Origin of the sequence: Escherichia sp. MOD1-EC5189 (assembly GCF_002966045.1) — a bacterium.
GTDB lineage: Bacteria > Pseudomonadota > Gammaproteobacteria > Enterobacterales > Enterobacteriaceae > Escherichia > Escherichia coli_F.
In genome coordinates, this window is record NZ_PTRX01000010.1 from 149,800 (window position 1) to 163,283 (window position 13,484).

General features: G+C 52.4%; 14 protein-coding genes. 6 read left to right on the forward strand and 8 right to left on the reverse strand.

Features of this window, described 5'->3' with window-relative positions:
* Positions 1–4: 4 nt before the first annotated feature.
* The 8 genes from preA to ATB02_RS11405 form a co-directional block, all read right to left on the reverse strand.
* A complete protein-coding gene (preA, locus tag ATB02_RS11370) occupies positions 5–1,240 on the reverse strand; it encodes an NAD-dependent dihydropyrimidine dehydrogenase subunit PreA (protein WP_105271588.1) in 1,236 nt (411 codons plus the stop codon).
* Entirely contained in the window at positions 1,234–2,472 is a 1,239-nt protein-coding gene (preT, locus tag ATB02_RS11375) for an NAD-dependent dihydropyrimidine dehydrogenase subunit PreT (protein ID WP_105271589.1), read from the reverse strand. Before preT ends, preA begins: the two co-directional genes overlap by 7 nt.
* A 286-nt stretch (positions 2,473–2,758) precedes the next feature.
* Positions 2,759–2,998: a DUF2542 family protein gene (locus ATB02_RS11380; RefSeq protein ID WP_105271590.1), complete on the reverse strand. Its 240-nt coding sequence runs from the start codon at positions 2,996–2,998 to the stop codon at positions 2,759–2,761.
* A gap of 2 nt (positions 2,999–3,000) precedes the next feature.
* Complete coding sequence (sanA, locus tag ATB02_RS11385; RefSeq protein WP_105271591.1) at positions 3,001–3,720, reverse strand: outer membrane permeability protein SanA; 720 nt, start codon at positions 3,718–3,720, stop codon at positions 3,001–3,003.
* A 189-nt stretch (positions 3,721–3,909) separates the two neighbouring features.
* Positions 3,910–4,794, reverse strand: coding sequence for a cytidine deaminase (gene cdd, locus ATB02_RS11390; RefSeq protein ID WP_032161724.1), 885 nt, complete (start codon positions 4,792–4,794; stop codon positions 3,910–3,912).
* 129 nt (positions 4,795–4,923) lie between these two features.
* On the reverse strand, positions 4,924–5,619 hold the full coding sequence (locus ATB02_RS11395) for a CidB/LrgB family autolysis modulator (protein ID WP_000968208.1): 696 nt from the start codon (positions 5,617–5,619) through the stop codon (positions 4,924–4,926).
* Positions 5,616–6,014 carry a CidA/LrgA family protein gene (locus tag ATB02_RS11400; RefSeq protein ID WP_001353095.1) on the reverse strand — a complete coding sequence of 133 codons (399 nt, stop codon included), beginning with the start codon at positions 6,012–6,014 and terminating at the stop codon, positions 5,616–5,618. Before ATB02_RS11400 ends, ATB02_RS11395 begins: the two co-directional genes overlap by 4 nt.
* Positions 6,015–6,144: 130 nt before the next feature.
* The gene (locus ATB02_RS11405) at positions 6,145–7,053 is read right to left on the reverse strand and encodes a LysR substrate-binding domain-containing protein (protein ID WP_105271592.1); all 909 of its coding nucleotides are present in this window, start codon (positions 7,051–7,053) and stop codon (positions 6,145–6,147) included.
* Between the two features lie 126 nt (positions 7,054–7,179).
* On the opposite strand from ATB02_RS11405, the gene mhbT reads away from it, so the two are divergent.
* From mhbT to dusC, 6 genes are all read left to right on the forward strand, one after another.
* Positions 7,180–8,538, forward strand: coding sequence for a 3-hydroxybenzoate transporter MhbT (gene mhbT, locus ATB02_RS11410; protein ID WP_105271593.1), 1,359 nt, complete (start codon positions 7,180–7,182; stop codon positions 8,536–8,538).
* A gap of 11 nt (positions 8,539–8,549) precedes the next feature.
* Entirely contained in the window at positions 8,550–9,578 is a 1,029-nt protein-coding gene (gene gtdA, locus ATB02_RS11415) for a gentisate 1,2-dioxygenase (protein ID WP_105271594.1), read from the forward strand.
* A 15-nt stretch (positions 9,579–9,593) separates the two neighbouring features.
* Positions 9,594–10,295, forward strand: coding sequence for a fumarylacetoacetate hydrolase family protein (locus ATB02_RS11420; protein ID WP_105271595.1), 702 nt, complete (start codon positions 9,594–9,596; stop codon positions 10,293–10,295).
* A gap of 8 nt (positions 10,296–10,303) precedes the next feature.
* On the forward strand, positions 10,304–10,948 hold the full coding sequence (maiA, locus tag ATB02_RS11425; protein ID WP_000781197.1) for a maleylacetoacetate isomerase: 645 nt from the start codon (positions 10,304–10,306) through the stop codon (positions 10,946–10,948).
* A 14-nt stretch (positions 10,949–10,962) separates the two neighbouring features.
* Positions 10,963–12,156, forward strand: a complete 1,194-nt coding sequence (locus tag ATB02_RS11430) for a 3-hydroxybenzoate 6-monooxygenase (protein ID WP_105271596.1) — start codon at positions 10,963–10,965, stop codon at positions 12,154–12,156.
* A 159-nt stretch (positions 12,157–12,315) separates the two neighbouring features.
* Positions 12,316–13,263, forward strand: coding sequence for a tRNA dihydrouridine(16) synthase DusC (gene dusC / locus ATB02_RS11435; RefSeq protein ID WP_001264874.1), 948 nt, complete (start codon positions 12,316–12,318; stop codon positions 13,261–13,263).
* The last annotated feature ends 221 nt before the right edge of the window (positions 13,264–13,484 follow it).

Here is a 13,484-nt window from a genome sequence, read left to right on the forward strand (position 1 = left end):
GGTTCTACAACGTTACCGGGTGTTCTTTCTCTCCCTTCTTAAACTTCACTTCCCCGAGATCAATACAACCAACCGGGCAAACATGACCACAAAGCAGACAACCCACGCACTTCTCGGTATTACAATGCGGTGTGCGCGTTTTCTCGCTCCATTCCATCGCCTGGTGACCGCCGTCGTAACAGGAAATATAACAGCGTCCACAGCCAACACATTTATCGAGATTGATATGGGGATAGACGATATAGCTACGGTCTAAATCTTCCGCCGGGACAATATTGTGATTCGCCAGACCTACCATCTCCTGCAACGAATCAAATCCCTGATCGGCGAGATAATGCGATAACCCGCTTGCCATATCTTCCACTATCCGATAGCCGTACTGCATAATGCCGGTGGTCACCTGCAATGTCGCTGCACCGAGCAATAAAAACTCTGCCGCATCTTCCCAGGTTTCAATACCGCCGATACCGCTGATCGGGAAATCGCGCAGCTCTGGATGGGTGCGCATTTGCTGAATAAAGCGTAGGGCGATCGGTTTTACCGCTTTACCTGAATATCCGGAAATACTCGATTTACCGTTAACGATCGGCATACCAATTTTCTGATTAAGATCGATATTGGTGATGGATTTAACGGTATTAATCGCCGCAATGCCATCTGCGCCGCCGCGCTTCGCAGCCAGCGCCACTTCGCACATATCACCGATATTCGGCGTCATCTTCGCCAGCATCGGCAGCTTAGAACCGCGTTTCACCGCCCGACAATATTTTTCTACCAGTTCCGGGCTTTGCCCGACATCACTACCCATCGCATGAGAAGTCATTTGCGGACAGGAGAAGTTACACTCGATCATATCGGCGCCAGCTTCTTGCACTAGCCGCGCCAGATCCTCCCACTGCTGTTCATTTTCGCCCATGATCGAAGCGATCAATACTTTGTCCGGATAATCTTCTTTCAGCCGATGCAGGGCGGCCAGATTCTCCTCCAGAGGATGTTCGGCAATCTGCTCCATATTTTTGAAGCCGATAAAACCGGTATCTTCTTTCACCAGATGATCAAAACGTGGTGAGACTTCGTTGGCGATAAAAAAGCCGATCGTTTTAAATACCACGCCACCCCAGCCCGTGTCGTAGGCTTTGGCGCACATCTCATAGCAATTGCCTACCGGCGAAGAAGAGAGGCAGAACGGGTTGGGAAACTTCACGCCGCAAAAGGTAATCGAAAGATCTTTCGTTAACATGAGCAAGCTCCCTCTAAATAGTGATGAATTGCCTCAGCGGCTTCTTTCCCGGTTTTCACGGCATAAACCACGGTTTTGTAACCCTCAACAATATCGCCAGCAGCAAAGACTTGCGGGTCGCGGGTCTGGTAATTTTTTGTTTTGATGGTGTTACGCTGCGGCTCTAACTCCGCAAAGGCATCCAGTCTGGCATGCTGACCGACGGCGAGAATAATTTTATCTGCCGCCATCGTTAGTTCGCCCGGTAAGCGTACATGCTTAAACGTGACTTTATTGCCTTCCACGGCCACTGGTGTGAATCCATCGATGATCGAAACGCCCAACTCCCGGGCGCTGGCAAACTCTTTTTCGCTTGCCGGAAACTCATCTAACTCTTCACGTGCTACGCAGGTTACCGCCTGACAGCCGAGAACTTTCAGCGTGCTGGCAACGTCCATCGCGACATCACCGCCGCCGATAATTAATGCGCTTTGTGGAATGCTGATATCGCCCTGCGCCTGCCGTGCACGTTGCAAGAAGTCGACGGCAATCTCAACGTCGCTATGCTCAAACAGCGGTAGCCCGGAACCGCCCGACAACCCTACGGTGACAAGTACTGCGCGGTTTTCCGCTTTCAGTTGCTCCAGGGTGAGTACTTTACCGATTTCGTTATTGCACTTAATGGTCACCCCCATTTTTTCGATACGGGCGATCTCTGCATCCAGCACGGTTTGCGGCAAACGAAATTGCGGAATACCGTTACACAGCCAGCCACCGGGTTGCGCTTCTTTTTCATAAATAGTGACGTCGTACCCCATATTTGTCAGCGTCACGCTGGCCTGCAATCCAGCAGGACCTGCGCCAATAATGGCGACTTTGCCGAGCGTTTTAGTACCAGGCTGATAAATTTCCATCCCGGTTTGTTGTTCAAAATCAGTGATAAAACGCTGTAAGCGACCGATATCAATGGGAGCATCAACACCGGCACGGGTACAACCGCTTTGACATAATTTCTCCGTTGGGCAAACTCTGGCGCATACAGCACCTAAGGCATTATTTTCGCGAATTGTCTCGGCAGCGCCTTTAAAATTACGAAAGTAGATTGAGCGTATAAATTTCCCCGGATCGGTTTGTGCCGGGCAAGCCTGACTACAGGGCGCGTCGTGACATAATAAACAGCGAGAGGCTTCTTTAATCGCCAGTAAAGGCGTAAAAGCCGGAGTGAGTTCATCCAGATAATTTTGTTGCGGCATGTGATCTTCCTTAATGCTATGAGTAATTAAGGCGAACGCTAAATATACTCGTCATACTTCAAGTTGCATGTGCTGCGTCTGCGTTAGCTCACCCCAGTCACTTGTCGTCTTCCTGCAACTCGAATTATTTAGAGCATAAATATTGCTTGCTGATATTAAGGCTAAGCGTGTGGGGAAATTTAAACTGTGAAAGAATTCACAAATAGCTGCGGTTCAGAATGTTATATCCGCAGCTTATTGACTGAAGTAATAATTATTCTCAATAATTAACAGGGGAGGGACAATATTAACGATAGAAAATAAGATAAATAATCATACCAATAGATAAAATTCCGAAGCCACTATATGCTACTAAATAAGCGAAGAAGAGTCCGGGATTTTTTGCTCGCCAGACATACACCGGTTCCGGTGCATTTTTAACCCGTTTATCAATCGCGCCTGCGCGCCAGCCTTTCCATGCTTCGCGGAAACAAAATATCGGGATAAGGAAAAAAACGGCAACGACAAAAAACTGCTGTACATCCATAACTACTTTCCTTGTTTCTTTTGCAATTCAAGTAACTGTTCGGGCGTGACGGCGGGATACCCCTGCGCATCTTCCGGCACCTGGTGCATAGCCGGAATAGGCACAAGCGGCCCTAAATAACGCGGTTCACGTTTAAAAATATAAAGGTCAGCCAGCGCACCGAAACGGGCGGCAAATTCGCGAATACGTACTGACAGCATATCTTTCGGTGACGGTACGGCATAACACTGAGCCTGAATCCCCATATGCAGCGCAATAAATAATGCCCGCTCACAGTGGAAACGTTGGGTGATAATAATGAAATCATTAGTATCGAAAACTTTGCGTGTACGCACGATGGAATCCAGCGTACGAAAACCTGCGTAATCGAGGACAATATCTGATGGGTCGACACCTGCGGCGATTAAATCTTTGCGCATGGTCTTTGGCTCATTATAACTTTGCAAAGCATTATCGCCGCTCAGTAATAGATAATTTACCTTGCCGCTGTTATAGGCATTAATCGCTCCTTGAATGCGGTAGCGATAATACTGATTAATTACGCCAGTACGATAATATTTTGCTGTGCCGAGCACCACACCGACCTGGCGGTAGGGGAGATCCTGCAATTCGTCGTAGATATAAGGCGCGGTTTTCCAGCTCATCCAGCGATCGAGGCCGAGCACAGTCAACAGCAGCAAGCCGATCAGGACTAACAGGCTGAGGAACACGCGCTTTAACATGCAGGAGACTCGATCTAAGGAAAATTTCCATCAGGCTACTTTACCCGCTGGTTTTGCGCAAGAAACGGCAAACTGTTTGCCGGGATTTTCGACACCGGGAGAGAGCAGGCAAGTATGATGCGACGTTTATCAGTGTGTCAGACCTGAAGGCGGCCGGATAAGGCGTTCACGCCACATCCGGCACCAGTCTTAAGCGAGAAGCACGCGGTCGATACTGTGACAGCCGAGAGCTTTCAGCGTTGCGGAGGTTGCATCCCACTGAATCAACGGCGCATCGGCTTTTTCTGCCAGAACCGCGCGCTGGATATCCGGGTAATCATAACCCTTGAGATTCAACAAAATTAACGCCCCCTGCAACGGTGGTAGAGTCGGGTTAAATGCGGCGTTTTCAGCGTAGCTGCCGCTGAAAATACGACCGTCTTTACATTCCAGCGCTACACCGCTTGGCGACTTACTGTAAGGCATGTGTGAACGATTTGCCGCTGCAATCGCCGCCTGAGAAAGCGCATCACCAGTCAGCGCATAGCCGTGATCCTGCTCGTCCATCAGCAGCGTTTTAATCTCCAGATCCTTCGGCCCAAAGGCATCCGGCAGATAGTCACGCAGCGCGTGTGCCTCGCGGCCCGGCAGATGAATACGCAGATCCAGACCGCTGTTCAGTTCATTCATAAACTGACGGCAGTGACCACAAGGCGTGTAGTTAACGGTGATGGCTGCGAGCGCTTTTTCACCACTCAACCAGGCGTGGCTGATCGCGCTTTGTTCGGCATGAACGGTTTGCTGCATTGTCGCACCAATAAATTCCATATTGGCACCGAAATACCAGGTTCCGCTCACACCGCGCGCAATTGCGCCAACATTAAAATTCGACAATGGCGTACGCGCACAGGCCGCCGCCAGCGGGAGTAGTGCGAATGCCAGCGCGTCTTCGTCCAGCCCCGTTGCGCTCTTCAGCAATGAGACTTGCTCCCCGGTCAACAAAGCGGGGAAGTACTTGTCTGCCAGAATAGGTTCCAGTGCAGATTGCAAGTTATCCGCAAGTTGGGCAAAAGCGGTTTGAAAACGTGGATGCATGGCGTTGCCTCATAATCATGTAATGGGATAACAGTTTACGAACCCGTTATGGCTTTATATGTGATCTGAATCTCATTAATTGTGCAACGAATGAAACTTACATCAAAAATGCGCGACGCATCGCAAATTTTAGCCCATTACTGCCAGAATAATCGGGAAAAGGAACGGTGCGATCAGCGAAGTAATAATCCCGCATAACACCAGCGCCAGCGAACTAAATGCACCTTCCTGATAATCCAGCTCAGCACAGCGTGCCGTACCGAGGGCGTGCGAGGCTGTCCCCATCGCCAGACCGCGCGCTGCTTTGGTGCGAATACGCATCGCATTAAGTAACGTATGACCAAACACTGCGCCCAGAATACCGACGAAAATCACGCAAACTGCGCTGATTGCCGGAATACCGCCAATACTGCCGCCAACCGCCATTGCAATAGGCGTGGTGACTGATTTCGGCAGGATTGACGCGGCGATTTCCGGTGAAGCGCCCATCAACAATGCCACGGAAGTCCCCGTCACCATCGCAACCACGCTGCCGATAAAACAGATGGTGATGATCGATTTCCAGCGCGCGCGGATCTGGTGCAGCTGCTCATATAAAGGATAGGCCAGCGCGACGACCGCCGGTTGCAGCAGATCGTTTAGCACTTCGCTACCTTTAAAGTAGCTGTCGTAAGAGATGCCGGTCAGCATTAAAAAAGGAATGATCACCACCATTGCAACCAGCAATGGGTTAAGCAAGGGAAACTTATACCGCGCCGCCAGTTTGCGGGCGGCAAAAAAGACAATTAACGTTAGCGGCAATGACCACCAGATATTTGCCATCATTCTTCTGATCCTTTCTGACCTACGACTTTACGTTCACCGTGCACCAGTTGCGAACTCCAGCTCACCACCAGAAAAACCACCAGCGTACTGACTGCACAGGAAACCACTACCGGACCAAACTGTGCGCGGAGCAAATCAAAATATTGCATGACGCCTACGCCAATCGGCACAAACAATAGCGCCATATAGCGAATCAGTACGTAGCACCCCGGATTGACCCACTTTGCCGGAAGAATTTGCAAGGCCAGCAGGACAAACAAGATCAGCATCCCGATGATGCTGCCCGGAATGGTTACCGGTAGCAGGGAAGCAATGAAAATGCCTGCATACAGGCAGGCATAAATCAGGATAAAAGCGCGTAAATATTGCCAGATAATGTTCAGTGTCTTACTCATAATCAACACCCCAGATGAGATGGATTCATCATACAATTAATTCGTAAAACGTGCTACCGATCACATTAAGAATTCTCAGCATAGTTGAATTACAGGGAAGTAACATCGGGCGAGTGCCCAGTTCAGCACACTAATTCTGCTGTAAAAAGTGCAGAAACTGACTTAAAGCATAAGAAGGCGTTTCGTTATTACGCCAAAACACACCGACGCTGCCTTTCTGTTCAATCTTTGGCAGGTTGAGGATCACCAGTTGCCCCTGGCTGGCATAACGTTGCGCCAGGCGTAATGACAAAATAGAGATCATATTGCTGCTTTGTAACAGGTTGGTACTGACGTTCATCGACGCCGACTCAATCGTGTTTTCTGGCAGCATCACGCCGTGGTCTACCAGCGCATTATCAATGCTGATGCGGATGGGGGTACCTGTCGGCCAGACTATCCACCGCCAGTTAGCAAGATCATTCCAGCTGAGGGTGGCGTATTTCGCCAGTGGATGCTCAGGACGGGCGACAAAGCATACCGGCTCGGTGTAGAGCACGCGATAATTCAGCGGCAGCTGCAACGCGCGACCGCCAATTCGCCCAACCACCACATCGACAGAACCTGCCAACAGATCTTGCAGCAATGGGGTCATCACCTTCTCTTCGATATTCAGGTGTAGAGTTGGCATCTCCTTGAGCAAATGCAAAATCGCCTGGGATACGCAGTCAGTGGCGACGGGAGAACAGCCAATTTTCAGACTGCCGACCAGTCCACCTTGTTTAAAGCGAGCCAGTTCATATTGCGATCTTTTCATGTCATTGATTAACCGTTGGGCATGTTGCAATAACAATTTGCCGCCTTCAGTCGGACGAAGCCCTTTGCTGTGCCGCTCAAAAAGTGTGAGTCCGATCTCATCTTCCAGTTGTGACAACCATTTCGAAAGCGCGGGTTGGGTGATATTCATCATCCGTGCGACATGGGTCAGATTACCCTGTTCACCCAGCGCCACCAGCATTTGCAGGTGATGTAGTTTTAGTTTTTGCGCCCAGTTCGCCATTTGCCATAACCTCCAGGTTATCTCTCTGCCCGAAATGCCATTGTACATCTCATCTCTTTAATCACATTATCGCAACATATACAAAACAAAAGAAACATCTACCTTACCTGCACTGAGGCATTTACTATGACTCAACGACGTGATTTACAAGCACTTATCGATGCCGCTCCGGTCGGCAAGATGCAGTGGCGCGTTATCATCTGCTGTTTTCTGGTGGTAATGCTCGATGGTTTTGACACCGCGGCTATCGGCTTTATCGCCCCTGATATCCGTACTTACTGGCAGCTCACCGCAGGCGATCTTGCCCCGCTTTTTGGTGCGGGTCTGCTGGGTTTAACGGCAGGCGCACTGCTTTGTGGCCCGTTGTCTGACCGCTTTGGCCGCAAACGGGTGATAGAGCTATGCGTCTTTTTATTTGGCGCGTTAAGTCTCGCCTCTGCGTTTTCACCAGATCTGCAAACGCTGGTATTACTGCGTTTTCTCACAGGGCTTGGGCTTGGCGGGGCGATGCCGAACACCATCACCATGACCTCGGAATATCTGCCTGCCCGCCGCCGAGGCGCGCTGGTGACGCTGATGTTTTGCGGCTTTACGCTGGGTTCGGCGTTTGGCGGGATTGTCAGCGCACAGCTGGTGCCGGTGATTGGCTGGCACGGGATCCTGGTGTTGGGGGGCGTGTTACCGCTGATGCTGTTTGTCGCACTGCTGGTAGTTCTGCCGGAATCGCCACGCTGGCAGGTGCGCCGCCAGCTACCGCAGGCGGTGATTGCGAAAACCGTCAGCGCCATCACCCGCGAGCGTTATGTCGATACCCACTTTTATCTCATTGAATCAGCCTCCGTTACAAAAGGCAGCATTCGTCAACTGTTTATGGGACGTCAGTTACCCATTACGTTGATGTTGTGGGTAGTGTTCTTTATGAGCCTGCTGATTATTTACCTGCTCTCAAGCTGGATGCCAACGCTACTGAACCATCGCGGCATAGACCTGCAACACGCGTCCTGGGTCACCGCCGCGTTCCAGATTGGCGGTACGTTGGGCGCGCTGGCGCTGGGCGTGCTGATGGATAAGTTCAATCCTTTCCGCGTGCTGGCGCTGAGCTATGCCGTAGGCGCTGTATGCATCGTGATGATTGGCTTAAGCCAGGATGGATTATGGCTGATGGCGCTGGCGATTTTCGGCACCGGCATTGGCATTAGCGGATCGCAGGTGGGGCTGAATGCGCTGACCGCAACACTTTATCCAACACAAAGTCGCGCCACGGGCGTGAGCTGGTCAAATGCTATCGGCCGCTGCGGCGCGATTGTCGGCTCGCTTTCTGGCGGCCTGATGATGGCGATGAATTTCTCTTTCGACACCCTGTTTTTCATTATCGCTGTGCCCGCGGCGATCAGTGCGGTGATGTTAAGCCTGCTGATCACCGTGGTTCGCCAGTCGACCTCTGTCCCTGACTCACTGCCTCGCGCAGGCGTTGTGAACGAATAAGGAGCATCCTAATGACTGATAACAATCAAAAAAGCCGCGAGCAATTTTATCAGCATATTTCCGGGCAAAACCTGACCCCGCTGTGGGAGTCACTGCACCATCTGGTGCCGAAAACGCCCAACGCCAACTGTGCGCCAGCGTACTGGAATTATCAGGAGATCCGCCCGCTGCTGCTGGAGAGCGGCAGCCTGATTGGCGCGAAAGAAGCTGTGCGTCGTGTGCTGGTACTGGAAAACCCGGCGCTGCGCGGGCAGTCTTCCATCACCGCGACTTTGTATGCTGGTTTGCAACTGATCATGCCGGGCGAAGTGGCACCGAGTCATCGTCATAACCAATCGGCGCTGCGTTTTATTGTTGAAGGCAAAGGGGCATTTACCGCCGTTGATGGCGAACGCACGCCAATGAATGAGGGCGATTTTATCCTGACCCCACAATGGCGCTGGCACGATCACGGTAACCCTGGCGACGAACCGGTTATCTGGCTCGATGGACTGGATCTGCCATTAGTGAACACTCTGGGCTGCGGTTTTGCCGAAGATTACCCGGAAGAGCAACAACCGGTCACGCGTAAAGAGGGGGATTATCTGCCGCGTTATGCCGCCAATATGTTGCCGCTGCGCCATCAGACGGGGAACTCCTCACCGATCTTTAACTATCGTTATGACCGTAGCCGCGAAGTGCTGCACGATTTAACCCGCCTGGGCGATGCCGATGAGTGGGATGGCTACAAAATGCGCTACGTCAACCCGGTCACCGGCGGCTATCCGATGCCGTCGATGGGCGCTTTCCTGCAACTGCTGCCGAAAGGGTTCGCCTCACGCGTGGCGCGTACTACTGACAGCACCATCTATCACGTGGTGGAAGGCGACGGGCAGGTCACTATCGGCAATGAAACCTTCAGCTTTAGTGCAAAAGATATCTTCGTGGTGCCGACCTGGCACGGCGTGTCGTTCCAGACCACGCAAGATACCGTTTTATTTAGTTTTTCGGACAGACCGGTACAAGAAGCCCTGGGGCTGTTCCGCGAAGCGCGTTATTAATTTGGGAGAGAGAAAATGACTCAATATGTATTCGAACCACAAGCGCCCGTTACCGTACCGGTTGTTGGCAGTGATGAACAATTCCCCGTGCGCCGCGTTTACTGCGTTGGGCGTAACTATGCCGCCCACGCCCGCGAAATGGGCTTTGATCCGGATCGTGAACCCCCCTTCTTCTTCTGCAAACCAGCAGATGCCGTTGTTCCGGTCGCCGCTGGCGAAACGCTGGCGCTGCCGTATCCGGCGCAGACCGATAACTATCATTACGAAATTGAACTGGTGGTGGCGATTGGTAAAAAGGGCAGCGATATCCCACTGGAAAAGGCCCATGAATATGTCTGGGGTTATGCCACAGGCCTTGATATGACGCGCCGTGACCGTCAAATGGAAATGCGTCAGATGGGCCGCCCGTGGGAAATCGGCAAAGCATTTGATCTCTCGGCCCCCATCGCACCGCTGCACAAAGCCAGCGAAACCGGCGGTATTGATAACGCACCAATCTGGTTACAGGTAAACGGTGAAGATCACCAGCGCAGCGATATTCGGCATTTGATCTGGTCGGTGAATGAAACCATCAGCTGCCTGTCAGGCTTCTTTGAGCTGCAACCGGGCGATCTGATCTTCACTGGTACGCCAGAAGGGGTGGGCCCGGTAGTGAAAGGTGATGTGATCACGGGCAACGTCGAGGGCTTAACCCCTATCGCGGTGAAGATTGTCTGAGGTGCATGATGAAGCTGTACAGTTTTTTTAATAGTTCAGCATCGTACCGGGTACGCATTGCGCTGGCGCTGAAAGGCATTAATTACCAGACCGAAGGGGTGAATATCCGTATTGGTCAGCAAAATGAACTGGCCTATCGGCGGATGAATCCTGTCGGGCTGGTGCCGACGCTGCTGACTGACGAGGGCGAGTCACTCGGTCAGTCGCTGGCGATTATTGACTGGCTGGATCGTCACTACCCGCAAGTTCCGCTGGTGCCGCAGGAAGAACCGGCCCGCAACAAGGTGCTGGAAATTGTCTATGCCATCGCCTGTGATATTCATCCATTGAATAACCTGCGCGTGCTGCGCTACCTGACCGAAGAGCTGAACGTCAGTGAAGAAGAGAAAAAACGCTGGTATGCGCACTGGATCCAGCAAGGTTTAAGCGCGGTGGAACAGCTACTGCGCCAGAGCCAGTCGGGGCAATTTTGTGTGGGTGAGACGCCGACGCTGGCAGACTGCTGCCTTGTTCCGCAGTGGGCGAACGCGCTACGTATGAACTGCGATCTGAGTGGATATCCGCGCTGCAAAGCGGTGTACGACGCCTGCACACAACTGCCAGCGTTCATTGCCGCAGCGCCAGAAAATCAACAAGATAAAATTTCAGCCTGACCAGGAGAACCATAATGACTAAAGTGACACGCGCAGTAATTGTGGGAGGCGGGATCGGCGGTGCGGCAACTGCGCTGTCACTGGCCCGCCAGGGGATCAAAGTGGTGCTGCTGGAAAAGGCGCATGAGATCGGTGAGATTGGCGCAGGCATCCAGTTGGGGCCAAACGCGTTTTCGGCGTTGGATAGTCTTGGTGTTGGCGAAATCGCCCGCCAACGTGCGGTATTCACCGATCACATCACCATGATGGACGCGGTGAACGCCGAAGAAGTGGTGCGTATTGAAACCGGGCAGGCCTTTCGTGACCATTTCGGCGGCCCTTACGCGGTGATCCACCGGGTTGATATTCATGCCTCGGTGTGGGAAGCGGTACTGACGCATCCGGACGTGGAGTATCACACCTCCACAAACGTCGTTGATATTCGCGAGACGCCGGACGATGTCACCGTTTTCGACGATCGCGGCAATAGCTGGAGCGGCGATATTTTGATTGGCTGTGATGGCGTGAAGTCAGTGGTGCGCCAGAGCTTATTAGGCGATGCGCCGCGCGTCACCGGTCATGTGGTCTACCGTGCGGTTATCGATTGTGCGGATATGCCGGAAGATTTACGTATTAATGCGCCGGTATTGTGGGCGGGTCCGCACTCTCACCTGGCGCATTATCCTTTGCGCGGCGGCAAGCAGTATAACCTGGTGGTGACATTCCACAGCCGCCACCAGGAAGAGTGGGGCGTGAAGGATGGCAGTAAAGAGGAAGTGCTTTCCTATTTTGAAGGCATTCACCCGCGTCCTCGCCAGATGCTGGATAAACCGACGTCATGGCGACGCTGGTCAACTGCCGATCGTGAACCGGTAGGGAAATGGGGGACTAACCGCATTACGCTGGTGGGCGATGCGGCCCATCCGGTGGCGCAGTATATGGCACAAGGTGCCTGTATGGCGCTGGAAGATGCAGTAACGCTGGGTAAGGCGCTGGCGCAGTGTGAGGGTGATGCGGCGCAAGCCTTTGCGCTGTATGAGTCGGTACGTATTCCGCGTACCGCGCGCATCGTCTGGTCGACCCGTGAAATGGGGCGGGTTTATCACGCCGCAGGGGTAGAACGTCAGGTACGTAACCTGCTGTGGAAAGGGAAATCGCAGGCAGAGTTTTATCGCGGCATGGAGTGGCTGTACGGCTGGAAAGAAGATAACTGTCTGCAACCACGCTGAGTACTTCTTACCCAATCAGGTGCACGGACGGTCCCCTCGCCCCTTTGGGGAGAGGGTTAGGGTGAGGGGAAAAATCTTGCCCGAATTAATCAGTAAGTCAGTTTGTCTGCAAACACCAGAGGCGCTAACATAGCGCCTCATTTTTTTGCGGGTGATGATATGCGTGTGTTACTGGCGCCGATGGAGGGTGTACTCGACTCTCTGGTGCGTGAATTGCTGACCGAAGTTAACGACTACGATCTGTGCATCACCGAGTTTGTCCGCGTGGTGGATCAACTGCTGCCGGTAAAAGTTTTTCATCGCATTTGCCCGGAGCTACAAAACGCCAGCCGAACGCCATCCGGTACGCTGGTGCGCGTGCAATTGCTGGGTCAGTTCCCACAATGGCTGGCAGAGAACGCCGCCCGTGCGGTGGAGTTAGGTTCCTGGGGTGTGGATCTTAATTGCGGCTGTCCGTCGAAAACGGTTAACGGTAGCGGCGGCGGGGCGACACTACTCAAAGATCCTGAACTCATCTACCAGGGTGCAAAAGCGATGCGTGAAGCTGTACCGGCGCATTTGCCCGTCAGTGTGAAAGTGCGTCTGGGCTGGGACAGCGGTGAGAAGAAATTTGAAATCGCCGATGCGGTTCAACAGGCTGGCGCTACGGAGTTGGTGGTGCATGGGCGGACAAAAGAGCAGGGGTACCGCGCGGAGCATATTGACTGGCAGGCGATTGGCGAGATTCGCCAACGGCTGAATATTCCGGTGATTGCCAACGGTGAAATCTGGGACTGGCAGAGCGCGCAACAGTGTATGGCGATCAGCGGCTGTGACGCGGTGATGATTGGTCGCGGAGCGCTCAATATTCCCAATCTGAGCCGAGTGGTAAAATATAACGAACCGCGAATGCCGTGGCCGGAGGTGGTTGCTTTGCTACAAAAATATACCCGTCTGGAAAAGCAGGGTGATACCGGGTTATATCACGTTGCGCGGATTAAACAGTGGTTGAGTTATTTGCGTAAAGAATACGATGAAGCAACAGAATTATTTCAGCATGTTCGGGTGTTGAATAATTCCCCTGATATTGCAAGGGCTATTCAGACCATTGATATCGAGAAACTCTAAGAAACCATAGTGATGTTTTTTGACAATGTGTTAGCTCTTTATCAATAGGCCGCACGGTTGTTTGGTGGCGTCAAAATCGCCGAGGCGTTCCCTGAAGGCCGGGGCAGCCCACATGGATGTGGGCTGAGGGCGCGTTTTACAGGGATAATGAGATGGACGCTCCAGATTTTACGGTATCAAAGTACCAGACTGGATCGTTGCAATACGTCCTGAAAAATTAG